Origin of the sequence: Streptomyces sp. NPDC019890, assembly GCF_044903445.1 — a bacterium.
In the GTDB taxonomy this organism is placed as follows: domain Bacteria; phylum Actinomycetota; class Actinomycetes; order Streptomycetales; family Streptomycetaceae; genus Streptomyces.
Genome location: NZ_JBJDQK010000010.1, coordinates 15802 through 36122 on the forward strand (window position 1 = coordinate 15802; position 20321 = coordinate 36122).

The window sequence follows — 20321 nt, forward strand, 5'->3', positions numbered from 1 at the left end:
CTCAATGGGCCCGTGCGACCGCGGGTGGCGTCGCACGGGCCCTGGCCAGTCAGTCACTTGAGGTCGATGCGGTACCGCAGCCGTGGAGCGTTGTAGTAGTTGTACGTGAGCACAACGGGGGCGTCCTTCTCAGGCGGCGGGTCGTTCCCTTCCCACCAGTCCAGCATGCCGAGTTGCATCTCGTCCCAGGGCTTGCCGTCCTCGAGTTCGGCGCGCACCAGGTAACTGCCGTCGCTCTCGCCCCACCACGGGTCGAAGCGGAACAGCTGTCCGTCGGCGGCCGCGCGGCAGGGTCCCATCCTGATCCGCACGTTGGCAGCGTTGTCAAATACCTGCTGGGTGCCACCGCGGTAGTCGATGCACTCGCCGGTGGCGGCGTTGCGCAGCCACGTGTAGTCCTTGTTCTCCTTGAACGAAAAGGTCTGCCAGACCTGGTCCTCACCGTCGTCGCACGCGTTCTGCACGACACTCGTACCGGCCGGCTCGATGCACATGCCGGTGACTCCCGCGTTGCGCAGGCTGCCCGACCATTTGACGGCCCCGAGGTCGGCCGCCGTGGGCGATGGCTGAACCGACTCTGCGGACGCGGGAGCTGACGCTGCGGCGGAGTGCCCGGCCTGGCCCGCCGTCCGGGAGGGCGTCGCTGTGAGCGTGACGGGCGGTGGATGACCGGAATCCGAAACGGGCGGCTGCGCCACCGGCGCGTGCGGCGCGCCCTGAGCCCCCTTCCCGTCGTCGCCGAAAGGCATCGGCACGACGAGGACTGCGATCCCGATGGCGGCGACGACGGAGCCGGCGACCGCGCCCGAGGACAGCGAGGCGACCTTGGCCTTGGCCCACCACCCCGTACCGCCGTCCAGAGGGACGGAACCGTGCGGTGCGCCGGGCGCGACGGCCATGGCACCGGCACTCGCGCCTGCTTCCGCCAGCCGCGCCGCTGTATATGCCGAGCCTCCCCACAGCAGTACGGCGGCCGGCAGCAGCGAGCCCAACCGCTCGTTGAGTTCGGTGAGTTCGACGAGCGCGCTGCGGCAGCACTCGCACTGCGCAAGGTGCCGTTCGAGATCCTTGTTCGTACGGCGGCCGGTGCGGCGCACAGCGGCGCCGAGCAGGGAGCTGTAGCGGCGGCACTCGTCGGTGGCGGAGGCATCCTCGCCGTACACCGCCAGGTAGGCCTCGCGCAGACCCTCCCGGGCGCGGGACGCCAGCGAGCTGACACCGCTCGCACCCAGGCCGAGCAGGGGGCCGACCTTCGTGGCCGGTTCTTCCTCGACGGCGGTGTGCCAAAGGACGGTCTGCCAGCGCTCGGGCAAGGAGCGGAACGCCCGCAGGACAAGGCTGTTCTCCTCCAGACGGAGCATCCGCTCCTCGCCGCTCTCCGCCTCGGGGGTGTCGGACCCGTTGGCGAGCCACTGCTCGAAGTCGGCTGACAGCTCGGTGCGGCGAGCCGTGCCCGCCCAGTCGGCGGCGGTGCGGCGGACGACGGTGAGGAGGTACGGGCGCCAGGCGGCCTCCGGACCGCTGCCGGACCGTACGGCTTGGAGGGTGCGGGCGAAGGCTTCCGAGGTGAGGTCTTCGGCGGTGTGCCGATCGCGGCAGCAGGCAAGTGCGTAGCAGAAAACGGCGGACCGGTGCCGTCGGTATAACTCGTCCACTGGGGCGTCGGACTCCAACTCTCTGATTGCTGCCGTGAGTTCGGCGTCAGATAGGGGTATTTCCTGCTCATTGGGCATGAGTTACCCATGCCTTCCGTGCGTTGCATGAGGGAATGGCATTCTGGTCGATGTTCGAATACCGACGGAAGCGTCCGGGAAGATTTGATCCGAGGAACGCAACGCCGAAGATGTGCGGCATTCGTCCCGGTAAGACTCGACGGTCTCGATGCCGAAGGTGCCGGAGTAACGACACGCCACGCGGCGGGGCAGATCGCGCCGGCAGGTCGCTCGGGTCGCGCAGCGGCGAGATGCCCGGGCCGAGGGGACAGCCGGCATCGGAGCCTCCTTGCGGCGGCCCCTGCGCCGCCCACACCAGCAAGAATGGATTTCGCACCTGTGTTCTGGACAGATCGGCGGGGCATCCAAGCAAAGGTGAACTCGAAGCGAACAGGTAGCACGCGAAGCCTTCGCTCACCCTTTCGGGCTAATCGGCTTCGTATGCTGCATTGATGACCGTCTCTGCATCGGGCCCGGTATCGGGCGAGGAGCCCACCGGGGGATGCGCTCCCTCCCTGACCACGCCCCTGATGGAGCGGGACCAGGTCGAGCGCATCGCCCGCGTGCTCAAAGCGATCGCCGACCCCACCCGGCTGCAGCTGCTGCATCTGATCCAGACCGCGCCCGGCGGCGAGGCCTGCGTCTGCAATCTGACCGAGAGGCTCGCTCTGCGGCAGCCGACCATAAGTCACCATCTCAAGACCATGGCCACGGCAGGACTGCTCAGGCGCGAGAAGCGTGGCACCCGGGTCTGGTACTCGGTCGACCGCGATGGCATGGAAGCGGTGCAGGACATATTGCAGTCACCAGTCGGCGCGCCGTCCTGACGGTTTACCCACGACACCCCAGAGGGGCGGAGGCGACAAGCCTCCGCCCCTCTTGCATGCACCCAACACATAAAAAGGTGACCGTCTATATAGACGCATGGCTATAGTTCTCGGCCGCGCCAGGACCTGTGCACCGTGAGTTCATATAGTAAAAGTTCGATTTAAGAGTGTGAGGGGGCCTCCACAAAGGTCCCTCGGACGCCGGCCTTCGACCCCGGCCCGACTTCGAGGATCGAGAAAAGTGAACTCAGCCAGTGGTTCCAGAAGGTTCGCCGGGCCGGCAGCGCTGGCCTTCGCCGCAGCCCTCACACTGAGCGCTTGCGGGAATGGGGACGCGGCCACCGGCTCGGGCTCCGGCGGGACAAAGGAGCTGTCGGGCAAGGTCAAGGTGGACGGCTCGAGCACGGTCGCGCCGCTGAGCACTGCCGCCGCCGAGTTCTTTGCCGAAGAGCAGCCCAAGGTCCAGGTAACTGTCGGCACTTCAGGCACCGGCGGCGGCTTCGAGAAGTTCTGCAACGGCGAGACCGACATCTCCGACGCCTCCCGCCCCATCAAGGACGAGGAAAAAGCAGCCTGCGACAAGAAGGGCATCAAGTACGAAGAGTTCAGCGTCGCCAATGACGCGCTGACCGTCGTGGTGAACAAGGATGCCTCTTGGGTCGACTGCCTGACGGTCGCCCATCTGAAGAAGATCTGGGAGCCCAATTCCAAGGTCAACAACTGGAACCAGGTCGACCCCACGTTCCCGGACGAGCCGCTGAAGCTGTTCGGCGCGGGCACCGACTCGGGCACCTTCGACTACTTCACCAAGGAGATCAACGGTGAGGAAGGCGCGTCCCGTACCGACTACAGCCCGACCGAGGACGACAACGTCACCGTCCAGGGCGTCGCCGGCTCCAAGGGCGGCCTGGGCTACTTCGGCTTCTCCTACTACGAGGAGAACCAGGACAAGCTCAAGGCTCTGAAGATCGACGGCGGAGCCGGCTGCGTCGCCCCGGGTGTGGAGACCGCGCAGAACGGCACGTACAAGCCGCTGTCGCGCCCGCTGTTCATCTACCCCAACGCCAACGCGCTGGAGCGCCCCGAGGTCGAGGGGTACGTTGAGTATTACGTCGAGAACAACGAGAAGATCGCCAAGGATGCCAAGTTCATCCCGCTCAATGCCGAGCAGGAGAAGGAGCTCCAGGCCGACCTCGAGAAGCTGAAGTCAGGCAAGTGACCGCGCCCGCCCCACTGGCCCCCGCAGGGAGACGCCCCCTGCGGCGGGCCCGCCCACGCTACGGCGAAGGGGCCATCAAGGCGCTGCTTCTGATGGCGGCGCTCGTCTCCGTCGGCACCACGGTCGGGATCGTGGCGGCGCTCATCCCGCCGACCGTCGACTTCTTCAAGAAGGTCGGGGTGTGGGAGTTCCTCTCCGGCACCAAGTGGACCGCGCTGTTCGCCAGCCCCGAGTACGGGGTCCTGCCGCTGCTGACGGCGACGGTACTGATCACCGGCATCGCGCTGCTCGTGGCGATCCCGATCGGGCTGGGTGCGGCCGTCTACCTCAGCGAGTACGCGAACCGCCGTACCCGGGGCATCTTCAAGCCGATGCTCGAGGTCCTGGCCGGCATCCCCACCGTGGTGTACGGCTTCTTCGCGTTCGCTTTCATCACCCCACTGCTGCAGGACCACTGGCCGTTCGGCGATCCACCCGAGGTCAAGAACGCCCTGTCCGCCGGACTGGTGATGGGCGTGATGATCGTGCCGACCATTGCCTCGCTCGCCGAGGACGCGATGTCGGCCGTCCCGCACTCGCTGCGTGACGGCGCCTACGCCCTGGGCTCCGGCAAGCGCACCGTGTCCGTACGGGTCGTCATGCCTGCCGCGCTGTCCGGCATCGTCGCCGCGTTCGTCCTCGGCATCTCACGTGCCCTCGGCGAGACCATGATCGTACTGATCGCCGCGGGAGCAAAGCCCGATCTCACCCTCAACCCGCTGCACGAGATGCAGACGATGACCGCCTTCATCGCCGGCGCAGCGTCCGGCGACGTGTCGACGGCGTCCTTCGAGTACAAGACCATCTTCGCCGTCGGTGCGCTGCTGTTCCTGCTGACCTTTGTGATGAACCTGATCAGCATCCGCCTGGTGCGCAAGTACCGCGAGGTGTACGAATGAGCGTCGTGGGCGACCCGGTCGCACCCCCTGCCCCTATGCCGGGCCGCCGACTGGCCGGTCCGCGCTTCCGCCCAGGCGAGGTCGCCTTCCGCTGGCTGCTGTTCTGCTGCCTGGCCATTGGCATCGTGTTCCTCGCGGTGCTGATGATCTACATCCTGGTCGAGGCCTGGCCGCGCCTGGACTCCCGGCTGTGGACCAACTTCCCCTCCATCCGGCATCCCGAGGAAGCGGGCGCCCGATCGGCGATCTTCGGCACGATCTGGGTGATCGCCTTCACCGCGCTGTTCTGCCTTCCCACCGGGATCATGGCGGCGATCTATCTGGAGGAGTACGCCGATCCGGACCGCTGGTACAACCGGCTGATCGAGCTGAACATCCAGAACCTGGCCGCGGTCCCCTCGATCATCTACGGCATCCTGGGACTGGGCCTGCTCGCCCGCCAACTCGCTCTCGGAACAACAGTGTTGACGGCATCGCTCACCCTGTCGCTGCTGGTGCTGCCGGTGGTGATCATCTCGTCGCGGGAGGCCATCAGAGCCGTACCGCAGTCCATCCGGCAGGCTTCGCTCGCGCTGGGGGCGACGCGGTGGCAGACCGTGCGCCGACAGGTTCTGCCCGCCGCCGTCCCCGGCATCGCGACCGGCTCGATCCTCGCCCTCTCCCGGGCGATCGGCGAGGCCGCACCCCTGATCATGCTCGGCGCGGTCACGTACGTGGCCTTCAACCCCGAGGGGCTGCAGAGCGCGTACACCGTGCTGCCCGTGCAGATCTACGGTTGGATCAGCCAGTCCCGCGAGGAGTTCCACCACCTGGCGGCCGCGGCCATCGTGATCCTGCTGGGCCTTCTGCTCCTGATGAACGCCACCGCCATCTGGCTTCGCAACCACTACAGCAAGCGCTGGTGACCGCCATGACAAAGGACAGCACCCCTCAGGGCCACGGCTTCTCCATCGCGCTCGGCGGCGGGCGCAACGGCCGACCCGATCCTTCGCTGGACGACCCGGTCTTCCACATCTCCGACCTGGACGTCTGGTACGGCGACCACCAGGCGGTACGTGATGTCACGCTGACCATCGGCCGCCGCCAGATCACCGCGATGATCGGCCCGTCCGGCTGCGGCAAGTCGACCGTGATCCGCTGCCTGAACCGGATGAACGACCTGATCCCGGGGGCCAGGGTGGTGGGCAAGGTCGCGTACCACGGCGAGGATCTGTACGACGCCGAGGTCGACCCGATCGAGGTCCGGCGCCGGATCGGCATGGTCTTCCAGAAGCCGAACCCCTTCCCGAAGTCGGTCTACGACAACGTCGCGTACGGGCCGCGGGTGAACGGGATGAAGGGGAGCCTCGACGAGCTCGTCGAGGAGGCGCTGACCGGGGCGGCGTTGTGGGACGAGGTCAAGGACAAGCTGAAGGCGAACGCGCTGGCGCTGTCCGGCGGTCAGCAGCAGCGGCTGTGCATCGCCCGTGCCATCGCGGTGAAGCCGGAGGTGATCCTGATGGACGAGCCGTGCTCCGCACTCGACCCGATCGCCACCGCCAAGATCGAGGACCTGATGGCGGGACTGGCTTCGGAGTTCACGATCGTCATCGTCACGCACAACATGCAGCAGGCCGCCCGTATCTCCGACTACACCGCCTTCTTCACGTCGGATGTCGACGAGAAGGGGGTGCGGCACGGCCGACTCGTCGAGTACGAGACGACGGAGAAGATTTTCGAGAACCCGGCCGACAAGCGGACCGAGGACTACATCACAGGCCGCTTCGGCTGAGGAGGTCCGAGTGCCAACAGCACACATCGATGAACTCCAGCCGTCGTTCTCCCACCCTTTCAAAGGCGTGCACCTTACCCCGCGGATGCACACGCTCGGGGGTGGTCACCCGTGGAGGGTGAAGCAGTCGACGGCGAGCCCGGTCGATCCTGCGAAGGAACGACGGCGCGGCGCCGGCGCACATCCTGATCGGTCTCGATCCGCGGTGTCCGCGGGTCGGCGGCCAGGCCCGGCGTGAACTGACCGCGGTCAAGCGGGAGCCGGAACGCCGGGCGCCCGAGGGCAGTTGGATCTGCGACAGTTCGCTTGGGCGCTGGTGCCCCCCGATCGCGGCGCCGGCGTGGTGTGAGCTCGGCAAGCTGCTCGCCCGGCGGGCCCGCCGGATGTGCGGACCCGAGGCGGGCCGGGCCAGGCGGAAGGACGGTCCATGACGACCCAGCACGACACCCACGGGGTTCTGTCCCGGCTGCAGGCCGTCCCCGGGATCCGTGCGGCGAGGTCGTACCGGCGCGAGTGGCTGGTCAAGGACCTGGTCGCCGGAGTGGTCCTCACGACGCTGCTGGTGCCGCAGGGCATGGCGTACGCCGAACTCGCGGGCCTGCCGCCGATCACCGGCCTGTACACGACGATTCTCTGCCTGCTCGGCTACGCGGTGTGCGGGCCGTCCCGGATCCTGGTGCTGGGCCCGGACTCCTCGCTCGGGCCGATGATCGCCGCCACCGTGCTGCCCCTGGTGGCGGCGGACGGGGATCCCGGCCGGGCGGTCGCGCTGGCGTCGGTGCTCGCGATCATGGTGGCGGCCATCATGATCCTTGCCTCGGTGGCGAAGCTCGGCTTCATCGCCGATCTGATCTCCAAACCGACGATGATCGGCTACATGAACGGCCTGGCCCTGACCATTCTGATCGGTCAACTGCCCAAGCTGCTCGGCTTCAAGGTCGAGGCGGACAGCCTGATCGGGGAATGCGTCGGCCTCGTGGAGGCACTGGCCGACGGGGCGGCGGTGCCGGCCGCGGCCGCGGTCGGCGGCTGCGGGATCGTCCTGATCCTGGTGCTGCAGCGCCGGCTCCCGAAAGTCCCCGCAGTGCTGGTGATGGTGGTGCTGGCGATCCTCGCGACCGCCGTCTTCGACCTGGGCGAGCACGGGGTCGGCCTGGTCGGCAAGCTGCCCGAGGGCTTCCCACCGCTCACGATCCCCGACGTCCGGCTCGCCGACCTCGCGCCGCTGTTCGGCGGTGCGCTGGGCATCGCCCTTGTGTCCCTGGCCGACACGATCTCCAACGCGTCGGCCTTCGCGGCCCGCACCGGGCAGGAGGTCCGCGGCAATCAGGAGATGACGGGAGTCGGCGTCGCCAACCTGGCGGCGGGGCTCTTCCAGGGCTTCCCGGTCAGCACGAGCGGATCCCGTACGGCGGTGGCGGAGCGCGCGGGCGCCAAGAGCCAGCTCACCGGTGTCGTCGGAGCGTCGCTGATCGTCCTCATGCTCGTGCTGGCCCCGGGCCTGTTCCGCAACCTCCCCCAGCCCGCCCTCGCTGCCGTGGTCATCACCGCGTCGCTGTCGCTGGCCGACATCCCCGGGACCGTACGGCTGTGGCGGCAGCGCCGGACGGAGTTCCTGCTGTCGATCGCTGCATTCGCCGGTGTGGCCCTGCTCGGCGTCCTGCCCGGGATCGCGATCGCCGTGGCCCTGTCCGTCCTCAACGTCTTCCGGCGCGCCTGGTGGCCGTACGACGCCGTGCTGGGGCAGGTGAAGGGCCTGGAGGGCTACCACGACATCCGCTCCTACCCGCAGGCCGAGCAGCTGCCCGGCCTGGTGATCTACCGGTTCGACGCCCCGCTTTTCTTCGCCAACGCCAGGACCTTCCGCGACGGGATCCGGCGACTGGCCCGCACGGACCCGCCGCCGAGCTGGATCGTGATCGCGGCGGAGCCGATGACCGACGTGGACACCACCGCCGCCGACGTTCTCGAGGAACTAGACGAGGCCCTCAACGCCGAGCACGTGCATCTGGTGTTCGCCGAGCTCAAGGACCCGGTCCGGCGCAAGATCGAACGATACGGGCTCACCCGCACCATCGACCCGCGCCACTTCTTCCCCACCGTGGAGGCCGCCGTCACTGCCTTCCGCCTGCGTACCGGAGCGGAGTGGACGGCCGCCGCCTCGGCCGAACGGACCGGCGAGCGGGGAACCGGCGTCGATCCTCCCCCGCTCACCCACGAAGGGTGATGTCCTGCCGGGCGCGAAGTGCTCGGACGGGCGCCGTGAACAGACCTGCCTGTCCCGGCGCCACGGCGATCCGGGATCCCCGGTCCGGGGGCGCCCACGAACGTTCCGTCGCGTCCGGGCGGGGCTCAGACGGTCCCGGCGGGGCCGCGCGGCCCCTCGGTGCGTGACCTGCGGAGTGCGGCTCGCCATGCGAAGGCGACCGCCACCTCGGCGAGGCCGAGCAGGACGAGCCACAGACCCATCAGCCGGGTCAGCGCGCGGGCCGACTCGGTGGGCAGGGCCAGCACCACGATCCCCGCGACGATGCCGATCACCGCGGCGCCGAGGACAAAGCCGCGGTGGGGCAGGTCCTTGGCGGCGATGGCCGTGTAGAGGGTGAGGATGCCGGACACCAGCCAGACGATCCCGACGATCAGCGAGAGCGCGGCGATGGTCTGCAGCGGGTTCCTCAGACACAGCACCCCGGCCAGGATGCACAGCACCGAGAGGAGCAGCCCGGGCAGCCGTTCGCCGTGCTCTTCCCGGGTGAAGGCCGCAACGAACCGGAACGCCCCGGTCACGAGCAGGTACAGGCCGATGAGGACCGCCAGGACATGCAGGGTCTCGTCCGGCCAGACCAGTACCAAAACGCCCGGTACGAGCGTGGCGACCGCCGACCCCAGCATCCACGTCCATGAGCGCCCCAGTTCCGCCAGCACTTCGGCGGGGTCGCCCGCCGGTCCAGGGGCAGCCCCGTCGGGCATGTGTTCCGGTCCGGTACGCGGTGCTGGACCACGCGGCACGGTCATGGCTCCTCCTCGCGCGATCGAGCGGGTCGGTCCCGGACCGCCGAGGGGGCGGTGTGCGGGGATCTCACCGGGCCAGCGTCCCACCCCCCGTCGGCCACCGGGTCACCCCCGGCGGGTGATCCGTGCGCGAAGCGCCGCTCGTGGCATCGCTCGTCGTACGGACGCGTCACTCCGGCAGCTGGCGCATCTCCAGGACCCGTAGTCCCAGCGACTGGCAGCGGGCCAGCAGCCCGTACAGGTGCGCCTCGTCGAGGACGCAGCCGAACAGGACGGTCTGACCGGACATCACCACGTGGTCCAGCTCCGGGAAGGCCTTGGTCAACGTCTCCGACATGTGTCCGTCGACGCGGATCTCGTAGCGCATGAGTTGCTCTCCCGCGGGCGGCCCGGGACAGGCGGACTGCGCCCTTCCTGTGCGATCGTCCGCTTCGGGGTGCTGTCCGGCCTCACCCCGTAGAGGTGATCCGCCGCCGGCACACGATCGGCCCCTGTCAATGTGTCAGGAAGATCTTGAACGCGATGATCAGCAGACCGAGCAGCAGGTTCACCGAGGCGGTGACGCTGGCCAGGCGCCAGGAGGCGCCGGCACGCCGTGCCGCGGCCGCCGACCAGCCCACCTGCCCGGCCACGGCCACGGCGAGCGCCAGCCACAAGGCACCCTGCACATCGAGGCCCAGCAAAGGGCTGATGGCCACGGCGGCGGCCGGCGGGACGGCGGCCTTGACGATCGGCCACTCGTCGCGGCACACGTGCAGCACGATCCGGCGATCCAGGCTCTGCTGAGCCAGGCGCGCGCCGAACAGTTGGGCGTGCACATGCGCGATCCAGAACACCACGCCGGTGAGCAACAGCAGCAACACCAGCTCCAGGCGCGGGAACGAGCCCAGGGTGCCGGCGCCGATGACCACCGAGGCGGCGAGCATGGACCCGTAGACGCCACCGGTGTAGTCGGCATGCGCCCGGCGCTCGAGGGTGCGCGCTCGGGAGTGCGTCACGGTGTCCACCTCGACGAGTCGGCCCGGAACGCCGGCGGAGTCGCCGGGCAGCGGCCGGCACACGCCCTGCCGCCACCCCCATCGCATCCGAAGAACTCACCCTGCGCCTCACCCACCACGGGCGAGCCGGGCGAGCCGCGAAGGCCCCTGCCCGGCCGCCGGTGGCCGGGCGCAGGGGCACCGGCCGCCGGTGGCCGCGGCGGTGCGCCATCGGGCGGCCTCTGCTCGGCCGTGGTCACAGCAGCCGCAGCTCGCGCGCGCGGCGCACCGCGTCGTGGCGCCGGTTCACGGCCAGCTTCCGGTAGACGCTCTTGAGGTGGGTCTTGACCGTGTTCACCGACACATACAGATCGGCAGCGATCTCTTCCGTCGACATCATCTGGGCCAGCCGTTGCAGCACATCGCGCTCGCGTCCACTCAGCTCCTCCACGACCGGCGCCGGCGGCTGGTCGTCGGGCCGAGGCGGCCCGCCGTGTGGCGACAGACCGGGTGTGAGCCAGCCCGCGGCCAGCCCGCGCAGTGGCACCATGCCCAGCAGAGGCCGGATCCACGGTCCGGCTTCGAGGAAGGGGCGCCGCAGCCGCTCGCGCCGTGCCTCGTGGAGAGCCTGGGCAACGAGCCTGCGCGAGGTGGCCCAGTCCCCCGCCCCGTCCGCGGCCTGCGCCCTCACCAGGGAGGCTCGGACAGTCACCGCGGGGCCGATGCGGCCTTCGGGGTGCAAGCTGTCGAGCAGGTGGATCGCCGCGACCGGCTTCCCCGCGGCGAGTTGGGCCCGTGCGGCCTCCACGGCACACGCCACCTGGTCGTCGGGCACCGCTTGCAGCAGCTTGGCGGCGGTCTCCGGCCGGCCTTGGGCCAGGTGCGCGGCGGAGGCCACCAGCGCCATGTGCCCCTTGGCCCAGGGTGAGACCACGTCGGCGACGACGGCCGGTTCCGCCGCCGCGAGCGCGGCTTGCGTGTTTCCGCGGGCCAGCAGCAGACGCGCGGTGGCGATGGCCCGCCCCGCTTCCATCACCGGGTCACGCATGGCGCAGTGCGAGTCGGCCGCCGCGTCGAGGAGGGCCTGGGCCTGACCCAGTTCGTTGCGGTCGACGGCGACGGCGGCCAGGACCAGCAGCTCGATGCCGGAGCCGGCCGCCTGTGGCAGGCCGAACCGCTCCGTCTCGGTCATCGCCGCCAGGGCCTTGCGCTCCGCCCTGCCGAGCCAGCCGTTCAGGTAGTCGATCAGGGCGAGGTGGCCCAGGGACTCCTCGCGCGGGAGCGCCGTCGAAGCTCCCCCGGAGCAGCCGGCCACCGCGGTCAGGGCGGCACGCGCGTCCTCGAAGCGCCCGGCCCACAGCCGCGTCGAGCCAAGATGCGTCAGCAGGAGGGCGTTGAGTTCAGGATGCTCGTCCAGGAGGTGGGTGGGCACCTCCTCCTGGAGTTCCTCGCCCGCCTCCGCGGCCGTCTCCGCCCTGCCCGGCGAACCGGTCAGCCGGGCCGCCAGGGCTTCCAGCAGGGCACAGCTCAACCGGGCCGGTGCTGAGCCGGGTTCGTCGTCCCCCGTCGGCATCTGCTGCCCCGCCAGGCTCTGCTCGGCGCGCTGCAGGTGGGTCTGGCCGCGGTCGAGGTCGCACCGGGACAGCTCGCGGGCCGCGCGGACGAGGTCCATGGCGGGGCTCGTGCCCGCGGGCCCCATCCGTGAGAACAGCGCGGCCAGGTCGTCGGAGCGGAGGCCGGTGAAGAGCTGACCAATGGCGAGGTCGTCGACGAGGGCGCCGGCGGTGAACTCCCAGTCGCCAGCAGCGGCACCGTGGCCGAGCGTCTCCGCGAGGGATCCGGAGCGCCGCAGCCAGTGCGCGGCCCGCCGGTGGAGTTCCGGCTCCAGGCCGGGAGACCGCACCCGCAGATGAGCACGGAGGATCTCCCCGAACAGCGGGTGGAGGCGGTACCAGGCGTGCCCGAGGTGCTCGACGAACGCGTTCTCGCGGTGCAGCCGGGCCAGGATGGACTCGGCATCGGAGCGCTCCGTCAGCGCGTTCGCCAGCTCGGGACAGAAGCGCTCGAGAACGCTGACCCGCAGCAGGAGGTCCTGCGTCTGGGGAGTCTGCTGCTTGAGCACCTCCGCCAGCAGGAAGTCGGCGACTGTGGTTCGGTCGGCCTCGAACTCCTTCAGATACGTCTCCGGATCCGGGCTCTCCTGCGCGGCCAGGGCGCACAGCCGTAGTCCGGCGGCCCATCCGCGGGTGCGCTCCACGAGCGGGCGCGCAGCGTGCACCGGAAGGCGCAACCCGTGCAGCTCCAGCAGCGCGGCCGCTTCTTCGGGAGTGAAGGCCAGCTCCGCGCCCCTGATCTCCGTCATGGCGCCGGCCGCCCGGTAACGGTGCAGCGGCAACAGCGGTTCGGTGCGGGTGACGAGGATCAGGCGCATGCCCCGTCCTGCGTGGTGCAGGACGAACTCCAGCTGTTCCGCGATCTCCGGGTCGGTCACACGATCGTATTCGTCGAGCACCAGGATCACGGGCCGGTCCCGAGCGCTCAGACCGGCGGCGAGTCGCGCCAGCAGCGTGTGGTCCACGCGGCTTGCGTCCGCGGGGAAGCCGACCTCGGCGGGCAGCGGCACACCGGAGGCGCGCAGGGCCTGGAGCAGGTACGCCCAGAACATTCCGCACCCCTGGTCCGCCGCTTCGGTGGTGAGCCAGACGACGGACCGCCCCGCGGCCCAGTCGGCGACCAGCAGGGTCTTGCCCGCACCCGCGGCTCCGTTGACCATGGTCAACGGCGTCAGAAGAGCCTGGTCGAGGTGCTTGGCCAACCGCTCCCGCCGCAGGAACGTCGCGGGGCGCGTCGGTACGGCGAACCGCGTGGGCAGAAACGGGTCTCCGTGGGGATCAGCGCGCGGGGTGGTCGGTTCCGGACCGTTCTCCGCCAACCCAGGCATGGCGCTCACCACCACTGTTCGTCGGGCAGCCCTCCCCTCAGCATCCCAGTATTCCTGGGCATATGCGCAGCTCTCCACACCGGGCGCCGCCGGGCTCCCCCGCCACGGGTGACTTCCCGGGCGCGCAGCGCCGGAGAATGGGTCGCGCACGTCTCGCAGGCGTGTCCCGGCGCTCGGCCGGGTGCGGTCGCGCCGACCGCGGAGCACGCTGGAAGCAGGCCGGATACGAGGCAGCCGTGCGCCGGAGCAAGCGCAGGACGGAGCTCGGAGGTGGTCCCTGTGGCGCACAGCGATCCCGGCCGACGAGTGGACGAGACGGCGGCCTCGATGCTGGAGGCGCTGTTCACGCAGTCACCGATCGGGCTCCACCTGCTGGACGCCGATCTGCGGGTGGTGCGGGTCAACACCGCCACCCCCGCCATGCGCGGCGTGCCCTTGGACGAGCTGAAAGGGCGCCCGGTCCGCGACGCCTACGGCATCGTCGAGGCCGGCGACATGGAGGTGCTCCTGCGCGAGGTGCTGGACACCGGTGTCCCCCTGCTGCGGCACATCGTCCGGACGCGTGTCAGGGGGGACCCGCCGCAGGAACGGCAATTCGAGATCAGCGCGCTGCGCCTGCAGAGCCCGCGCGGGTCGGTGCTCGGAGTGGCGGTCACCTCGATCGACGTCACCGAACGGGAGCGAGCCCGTGCCCGCACAAGGGTGCTCGACGCCGTGCGCCGGCACGTGGGACGCACCCTGGATCCGGTCGTGACCGGCGAGGAACTCGTCGCGACCGTGGTTCCCGCGTTCGCCGATATCGCGATCGTGGAGGTGGTGGACGCCGTGATCCGCGGCGACGACCCGCCGTCGGCCCCGATGCCCACGGGCACGCCCATGATGCGCACCGCGTTCCGCGGCGGCCCCACGCGGCCGCCGCAGGCGCTTCCGGTGGACGACGTCCGCCGCCTGTCGGCTCCGACCCCTTTCACCCAGGCCCTGGCCGACCTGCGTCCGCGCGTGGTCCCGCTGCATCCGGTCGCCCCGTGGCTGTCCGCCGATTCCCCGGGTGCGGAGGCGATCCGCTCGTCGGGGGCCCATTCCCTCCTCGTGGTTCCCCTGGCGCTGCGCGACGCGGCCCTCGGCGTCGTCAGTCTGTACCGCACCGGAAACTCGCCTCCCTTCGACGAAGGTGACCGGGAGCTCTCGGTCGAGCTGGCCACACACACGGCGCTGTGCATCGACAACGCGCGGCGCTACACGCGGGAGCACACGGTCGCCGCCACGGTCCAGCGCCAACTGCTGCCCCGCCGCCCGGAGACCCACGCGTCGCTGGAGACCGCCTACCTCTCTGTCACCGGCGCCGATCCCGGCGCCTGGTACGACACCATCGCCCTGTCCAGCGCCCGCACCGCCCTCGTCGTCGGCAAGGTGTCGGGACGCGGTCTGAACGCGGCGGCGAGCATGGGACAACTGCGCACCGCCGTGCGCTCCCTGTCCGCGTTCGACCTCGCCCCCGAGGAGCTCCTGGCCCGCCTGCACCACACGGCGGGCCAGCTCGCCGCCGAACGGGCGCATCTCCCGCTCGGCGATCCGCTGCGCCGCGCAGCGCTCACCGCCGACTGCGTGTACGCGGTACACGACCCCTTGACCGGCACGTGCACGATGGCAGCAGCCGGCCAACTGGCTCCCCTCGTCGTGCGCCCCGACCGCACTGTCACCGTCCCCGCCACAGCGGCCGGGCCGCGGCTGGGCATGACGGAGGGCGCACCCTTCGCGGCGGTCGACATCGAGGTGCCGGACGGCAGCGTCCTGGTGTTCACCAGTGATCCGCTCCTCACCGCGTATCTCGCCGAATCCTCAGGACCGTTGCCGTCGGCGCCGGACTTCCGCGACCGCCCACTCCAGGACCTGTGCGACGCCCTCGTCTACGCACTCCCGGCAGATCTGGGCGCCGGCGATGCCGCGGTGATCGTCGCGCGCACCCGGTTCTTTCCCCCTGACCGGTTCGCGGCGTGGCAGCTCGCCTCCGACCCCGCGGCCGTGTCCGTCGCCCGACGCCGTACCCGCGAGCAGCTCGCCGCGTGGGGCGTGGACGATGAGACCATCTTCAACACCCAGCTCATCGTCAGCGAACTCGTCACCAACGCCATCAGATACGGAAGCCCACCGCTCGAGCTCCGCCTGATCCACGACCGCACCCTGACCTGCGAAGTGCGGGACGCCGGCTCGGCCACACCGCACCTGCGCCACGCGGGCACGGTCGACGAGGGCGGACGTGGTCTGTTCATCAGCGCGCAGCTGGCCCAGACGTGGGGCACCCGTTACACGGCTCCGGGCAAGACGATCTGGACCGAGCAGGCGCTGTCCCGTGTCACCGGGCCCGACGGCTCGCTCTGACTCATCGCTCCGGGCCCGACATGCGCCGAGCCGGCAACACCGCCACAGATCAAGCCCAGTTCGGGCCCCGAACGCTGGCATGGAGGCCACGCTTACACCCCGCCCCGGAACTATGTTGTCCCACCACATGTGCGCCTGACCTGCGTCTTCCTACCGTGTGCCGACACGTACACGTCCCCACCGAACACTGGAAGTGGTGCACATGGCCTCCGCAGCATCCGATCCCCCGACGCCCGCCAAGCCCGGGAATCTCCGCCGCATCGTCGCCGCGAGCCTCATCGGGACCACCATCGAGTGGTACGACTTCTTCCTCTACGGATCGGCCGCCGCGCTGGTCTTCAACAAGCTGTTCTTCCCCGGCTCCGACCCGCTCGTCGGAACTCTCCTCTCGTTCCTCACCTACGCCGTCGGGTTCGCCGCGCGGCCTCTTGGGGCTCTCGTCTTCGGGCACTACGGCGACCGGCTCGGCCGCAAGAAGCTGCTGGTGCTCAGTCTGCTGCTGATGGGCGGGGCGACCTTCGCGATCGGGCTGTTGCCGACACATGCCACCGTCGGGTCCGCCGCACCCGTGCTGCTCACCGTTCTGCGGCTGGTGCAGGGCTTCGCGCTCGGTGGTGAGTGGGGCGGGGCCGTGCTGCTTGTGTCGGAGCACGGGGATGCGAAGCGGCGCGGGTTCTGGGCCTCGTGGCCCCAGACCGGGGCGCCCGCAGGGCAGTTGCTTGCCACCGGGGTGCTCTCCGTGCTGACGGCGTTGCTGTCGGATGCCGCCTTCACCTCATGGGGCTGGCGCATACCGTTCCTGCTCTCCGGTGTGCTGGTCGTCGTCGGCTTGTGGATTCGTCTCTCTGTCGATGAGTCGCCGGTCTTCAAGGCAGCGCTGGCGCAGGCCGAGGCGCGCAAGGCCGCCGCCGGCCAGCAGGTCGAAAAGACGCCGCTCGTCGCCGTGATGCGTCACCACTGGCGCGATGTCCTGGTGGCGATGGGCGCGCGGATGGCGGAAAACATCAGCTACTACGTCATCACCGCCTTCATCCTTGTGTACGCAACGACCGCGGTTCAGATGAGCAAGCAGACCGCGCTCAATGCGGTACTCATCGCCTCGGCCGTGCACTTCGCCGTGATCCCGGCCTGGGGCGCGCTGTCGGACCGGATCGGGCGCAGGCCCGTGTATCTCATCGGCGCGATCGGCGTCGGCGCCTGGATGTTCCCCTTCTTCGCGCTCATCGACACCGGCAGCTTCGGCAGTCTGCTGCTCGCTGTCACGGTGGGGCTTGTGCTGCACGGGGCGATGTACGCGCCGCAGGCCGCGTTCTTCTCCGAGATGTTCGCGACGCGCATGCGGTACTCCGGGGCCTCCATCGGCGCGCAGTTCTCCTCGGTCGCGGCAGGGGCCCCCGCGCCGTTGATCGCTACGGCTCTGCTCGCCGACTACGACTCGTCGACCCCGATCGCCCTGTACGTCATCGCCGCAGCTCTGCTCACCGTTGTGGCCATCGGCTGCGCCCGGGAGACCCGGCACCGGGATCTCGCCGCAGTCGAGGCGGAGCCGGTGGACGACGCGTCTGCCGCGCGCACTGCGGATGTGCGGACTGCCTGAGGGGCAACGCGGACTGCCGACGGGCAGCGCAGAGCGGAACTCGCGTCCTGCCGCGCGGACCTCCCGAAGAGGGTCCGCGCGGTGGTGCGTCAGCGGGAGACGGCCGAAGACATCGCGAGCAGCCGCAGCGCCAGTTGGATCTCGAGCGCCCGCGCCGGCGACTGCCAGTCGGGGCCGAGCAGGCGGCCTATTCGTTCCAGGCGCTGGGCCACCGTGTTCACATGGACGTGCAGATCGTCCTTCGTACGGGCGGGGCTCATGCCGCTCGCGAAGTACGCGTCGAGCGTGCCGACGAGGTCGGTGCCGCGCCGCCGGTCGTACTCGACAACGTCGCCCATCGTGCGCTGTACGAAACCGTCGATGTCGCCGGGGTCGGCCAGCAGCAGGCCGAGGAAGCCCAGATCCTGTGCCGCAGCTCCCTGCCCCGCCCGGCCGAGTAGGCGCAGGGCGTCGAGGCAGCGGCGCGCCTGTGCGTACGCACCCGCTATCGGGCTCGGATCACCGGCGGGCGCGGCGACCGGGGAGGAGGCGCCCACGGTGACCAACTCCCTGAGCGTGCCCCCCAGTTGTTTCGCGGTCTGGCGTGCGAGGTCGGACGCGCTGTCGTCGGGGCCGAGCGGCAGCAGCAGCACGGCGCCGCCGTCGCGGGCCGCCGCAAGGCCCGAGCGGGTCGCGGCCAGGTGCGAGGCGGCGGACCACAGGCGCTGACGGTCCACGGTCTGCCGGTCCGCGGCCCGCTGGCCTGCGCCCTGCCGGTCGGCGGTACCCCGACCCGCCAGGTCCGTGCCGGGGGCGTCGGTCCGGGCCGCCAGCACCACATGCGGGACGTCGAGATCGGCATGGAGCCGCGCCGCCCGTTCGCGCAGCAGCCGGGGGTCCCGGTCCGCGGCGTCGAGGAGGTCGTCCAACAACTCGCCTCGCACGCGCTGTTCGGCGTCGTGGGCCGAGCGCCGGGCGAGCAGCAGCAGCGAGGTGACCATGGCGGCCCGCTCCAGGGTGCGCTGGTCGACGGGGTCGAGGTCACGATGGCCGCGGAGCACCAGGGCACCCAGCAGTTCACCACCTGCCGACACCGCCGCCACCCAGTCGTCCCCGTGGCGCACCGCACGGCCGTCTGCGCCGGTCGCGTCCAGGTCCTCGTCCGTGAACTCGACCGTCCCGTCCAGGACTTCGGAGAGCGCAGCGGCCACATCATGGACGCCGCCGCCGCGCAGGACCACCCCGGTCAGCCGGTCGTGGACCTCCGAGGCCCGCTCGATGACGCCGCTGTGGTCGCGGATGATCTCGTTGGCCCGCTCCAGCTCGGCGAGTGCCGAACGGGTCTCCGCCAGCAGGTTCGCCGTGTCGATGGCGACGGCGGCATGGGCGGCGAAGGAGCCCAGCAGCGCGACCTGTTCGCGTTCGAAGACTCTCGCCCGGCGGTCCGCGGCGAAGAGCACGCCAATCACCTGACTGCCGAGCATCAGCGGCACTCCGAGGATCGCGACCAGACCCTCGTCCTTCACTGCCGTGTCGATCGCCCTGGTGTGCTCGAAGCGGGCGTCGTCGAAATAGCTGTCGGTGACATAGGGCCGGGCGGTCTGGGCGACGAGCCCGCCGAGCCCCTCGCCCATGCCGAGCCGCAGCTGCTGGAAGCGCGCCGACACCGATCCTTCGGTGACGCGCATATAGGTGTCACCCGCCGACGGGTCGTTCAGGCTCAGATACGCGACCTCGGTGCCGAGCAGCGAGCGGGCTCGCTGCACGATCGCCCGCAGCACGGCGTCGAGATCCCGCAGGCCCGCCAGGTCGTGTGCGGTCTCGAACAGCGCGGACAGCTCGGCCTCACGCCGGCGCCGTCCCTCCAGCTCGGCGCGGACCCGCAGCGCGAGCTGCTTGGCCTGCTCGAGGTCGGCGAGTTCGTCCGGTCCGGCGCCGCTCGCACGGGCGAGCAGCACCGGCCGGTCGTACGCCTCAGCGGCGGCACCGCGTGCGAGGAGCTCCAGGTAGGAGGCTTGATCGTGGGACATGGACACAGGATTACCTGCCGTACGGGTGGTCGCACCAGACCTGTGGACGACGAAGCCATTGTGGACAACGGCGTCACCCGCTGTCGGCGGCCGTGGGACGGCGGGAACGTCAGTGGGCCGTCCAGCCGCCGTCGAGGGTGAGCGAAGTGCCGGTGATGAACGATGCCTGCGGGGTACACAGATACACCACCGCTTCGGCGACCTCCTCGGGCTCGATCAGCCGCTTGATCGCGGAGTCCTTGAGCAGCACGTCCGCCAGTACGCGCTCCTCGGCCACCGAATGGGCCGCCGCCTGATCGGCGATCTGCTTCTCGACCAGTGGGGTGCGCACATACCCGGGATTGACGCAGACCGACGTCACCCCGTGGGGTGCGCCCTCCAGGGCCGCGGTTTTGGAGAGCCCCTCAAGGCCATGTTTGGCGGACACATAGGCGGACTTGAAGGCAGAGGCGCGCAGCCCATGCACGGAGGAGATGTTGACGATACGCCCCCACCCCTGCGCGTACATGTGCGGCAGCGCTCCCCTGATCAGCCGGAACGGTGCTTCCAGCATCACGGTGAGCACCGTGTGGAAGACGTCCGGCGGGAACTCCTCGATGGGCCGTACCAGTTGCAGTCCGGCGTTGTTGACCAGAATGTCCGCGCCGGCGGCTGCGGCCTCCGCCGCATCGAGATCGGCGAGGTCCAGGACCTGCGGTTCGACCGCGCCGGCCAGTTGCGCGGTGTGCGCGGCGAGGGCGTCGAGACCTTCGGCGTCCCGGTCGACGGCCCTGACCTTCGCCCCGGCGGCCGCGAGCCGCAGCGCACAGGCGCGGCCGATGCCGCCCGCCGCGCCGGTGACGAGTGCCGTACGGCCGCCGAGGTCGAGGTCGACCGTACGGGAGTGGTGATGGGGTGCGGGACCTGATGTGGTGGGCACGGTCATGCTTCGCACCCTAG

General features: G+C 70.2%; 15 protein-coding genes. 8 read left to right on the forward strand and 7 right to left on the reverse strand.

What is annotated here, in order from left to right:
• Nucleotides 1-53: 53 nt before the first annotated feature.
• Nucleotides 54-1655 (reverse strand): sigma-70 family RNA polymerase sigma factor, encoded by a 1602-nt coding sequence (locus ACI2LP_RS25170; RefSeq protein ID WP_404726763.1) that lies wholly within the window; start codon nt 1653-1655, stop codon nt 54-56.
• A 509-nt stretch (nt 1656-2164) separates the two neighbouring features.
• Here ACI2LP_RS25170 and ACI2LP_RS25175 point away from each other — a divergent pair.
• The 6 genes from ACI2LP_RS25175 (at nt 2165) to ACI2LP_RS25200 (ending at nt 8694) form a co-directional block, all read left to right on the forward strand.
• Complete coding sequence (locus ACI2LP_RS25175) at nt 2165-2539, forward strand: ArsR/SmtB family transcription factor (protein WP_404726764.1); 375 nt, start codon at nt 2165-2167, stop codon at nt 2537-2539.
• A gap of 241 nt (nt 2540-2780) precedes the next feature.
• Nucleotides 2781-3758, forward strand: coding sequence for a PstS family phosphate ABC transporter substrate-binding protein (locus ACI2LP_RS25180; RefSeq protein WP_404726765.1), 978 nt, complete (start codon nt 2781-2783; stop codon nt 3756-3758).
• Nucleotides 3755-4696 carry a phosphate ABC transporter permease subunit PstC gene (pstC, locus tag ACI2LP_RS25185; protein ID WP_404726766.1) on the forward strand — a complete coding sequence of 314 codons (942 nt, stop codon included), beginning with the start codon at nt 3755-3757 and terminating at the stop codon, nt 4694-4696. Before ACI2LP_RS25180 ends, pstC begins: the two co-directional genes overlap by 4 nt.
• Nucleotides 4693-5601 (forward strand): phosphate ABC transporter permease PstA, encoded by a 909-nt coding sequence (gene pstA / locus ACI2LP_RS25190; protein WP_404726767.1) that lies wholly within the window; start codon nt 4693-4695, stop codon nt 5599-5601. The genes pstC and pstA overlap by 4 nt, the downstream gene beginning before the upstream one ends.
• Nucleotides 5602-5606: 5 nt before the next feature.
• Nucleotides 5607-6467 carry a phosphate ABC transporter ATP-binding protein PstB gene (pstB, locus tag ACI2LP_RS25195; RefSeq protein WP_404726768.1) on the forward strand — a complete coding sequence of 287 codons (861 nt, stop codon included), beginning with the start codon at nt 5607-5609 and terminating at the stop codon, nt 6465-6467.
• 427 nt (nt 6468-6894) lie between these two features.
• Nucleotides 6895-8694, forward strand: a complete 1800-nt coding sequence (locus tag ACI2LP_RS25200) for a SulP family inorganic anion transporter (RefSeq protein WP_404726769.1) — start codon at nt 6895-6897, stop codon at nt 8692-8694.
• 125 nt (nt 8695-8819) lie between these two features.
• Here ACI2LP_RS25200 and ACI2LP_RS25205 read toward each other — a convergent pair whose 3' ends face one another.
• From ACI2LP_RS25205 to ACI2LP_RS25220, 4 genes are all read right to left on the reverse strand, one after another.
• Nucleotides 8820-9482, reverse strand: coding sequence for an HdeD family acid-resistance protein (locus ACI2LP_RS25205; protein WP_404726770.1), 663 nt, complete (start codon nt 9480-9482; stop codon nt 8820-8822).
• A 166-nt stretch (nt 9483-9648) separates the two neighbouring features.
• On the reverse strand, nt 9649-9846 hold the full coding sequence (locus ACI2LP_RS25210; RefSeq protein WP_404726771.1) for a hypothetical protein: 198 nt from the start codon (nt 9844-9846) through the stop codon (nt 9649-9651).
• A 127-nt stretch (nt 9847-9973) separates the two neighbouring features.
• Nucleotides 9974-10477, reverse strand: a complete 504-nt coding sequence (locus ACI2LP_RS25215) for a hypothetical protein (protein ID WP_404726772.1) — start codon at nt 10475-10477, stop codon at nt 9974-9976.
• Nucleotides 10478-10712: 235 nt separating this feature from the next.
• Complete coding sequence (locus tag ACI2LP_RS25220) at nt 10713-13397, reverse strand: LuxR C-terminal-related transcriptional regulator (protein WP_404726773.1); 2685 nt, start codon at nt 13395-13397, stop codon at nt 10713-10715.
• Nucleotides 13398-13676: 279 nt separating this feature from the next.
• Here ACI2LP_RS25220 and ACI2LP_RS25225 point away from each other — a divergent pair, with 279 nt between their 5' ends.
• Nucleotides 13677-15776, forward strand: coding sequence for a SpoIIE family protein phosphatase (locus tag ACI2LP_RS25225; protein WP_404726774.1), 2100 nt, complete (start codon nt 13677-13679; stop codon nt 15774-15776).
• Between the two features lie 202 nt (nt 15777-15978).
• A complete protein-coding gene (locus tag ACI2LP_RS25230) occupies nt 15979-17373 on the forward strand; it encodes an MFS transporter (protein WP_404726775.1) in 1395 nt (464 codons plus the stop codon).
• 89 nt (nt 17374-17462) lie between these two features.
• Here the strand turns inward: ACI2LP_RS25230 and ACI2LP_RS25235 are convergent, their stop codons facing one another.
• Together ACI2LP_RS25235 and ACI2LP_RS25240 are read right to left on the reverse strand one after the other, a co-directional pair.
• On the reverse strand, nt 17463-19382 hold the full coding sequence (locus ACI2LP_RS25235; RefSeq protein WP_404726776.1) for a helix-turn-helix domain-containing protein: 1920 nt from the start codon (nt 19380-19382) through the stop codon (nt 17463-17465).
• A 109-nt stretch (nt 19383-19491) separates the two neighbouring features.
• Nucleotides 19492-20307, reverse strand: a complete 816-nt coding sequence (locus ACI2LP_RS25240; protein ID WP_404726777.1) for a 3-hydroxybutyrate dehydrogenase — start codon at nt 20305-20307, stop codon at nt 19492-19494.
• Nucleotides 20308-20321 lie beyond the last annotated feature (14 nt).

Coding starts and splice junctions, on each gene's coding strand:
- pstA (WP_404726767.1), top strand. CDS start 4,693: ATGAGCGTCGTGGGCGACCCGGTCGCACCCCCTGCCCCTATGCCGGGC.
- ACI2LP_RS25205 (WP_404726770.1), bottom strand. CDS start 9,482: ATGACCGTGCCGCGTGGTCCAGCACCGCGTACCGGACCGGAACACATG.
- pstB (WP_404726768.1), top strand. CDS start 5,607: ATGACAAAGGACAGCACCCCTCAGGGCCACGGCTTCTCCATCGCGCTC.
- ACI2LP_RS25175 (WP_404726764.1), top strand. CDS start 2,165: ATGACCGTCTCTGCATCGGGCCCGGTATCGGGCGAGGAGCCCACCGGG.
- ACI2LP_RS25235 (WP_404726776.1), bottom strand. CDS start 19,382: ATGTCCCACGATCAAGCCTCCTACCTGGAGCTCCTCGCACGCGGTGCC.
- ACI2LP_RS25200 (WP_404726769.1), top strand. CDS start 6,895: ATGACGACCCAGCACGACACCCACGGGGTTCTGTCCCGGCTGCAGGCC.
- ACI2LP_RS25240 (WP_404726777.1), bottom strand. CDS start 20,307: ATGACCGTGCCCACCACATCAGGTCCCGCACCCCATCACCACTCCCGT.
- ACI2LP_RS25220 (WP_404726773.1), bottom strand. CDS start 13,397: ATGCCTGGGTTGGCGGAGAACGGTCCGGAACCGACCACCCCGCGCGCT.
- ACI2LP_RS25230 (WP_404726775.1), top strand. CDS start 15,979: ATGGCCTCCGCAGCATCCGATCCCCCGACGCCCGCCAAGCCCGGGAAT.
- ACI2LP_RS25210 (WP_404726771.1), bottom strand. CDS start 9,846: ATGCGCTACGAGATCCGCGTCGACGGACACATGTCGGAGACGTTGACC.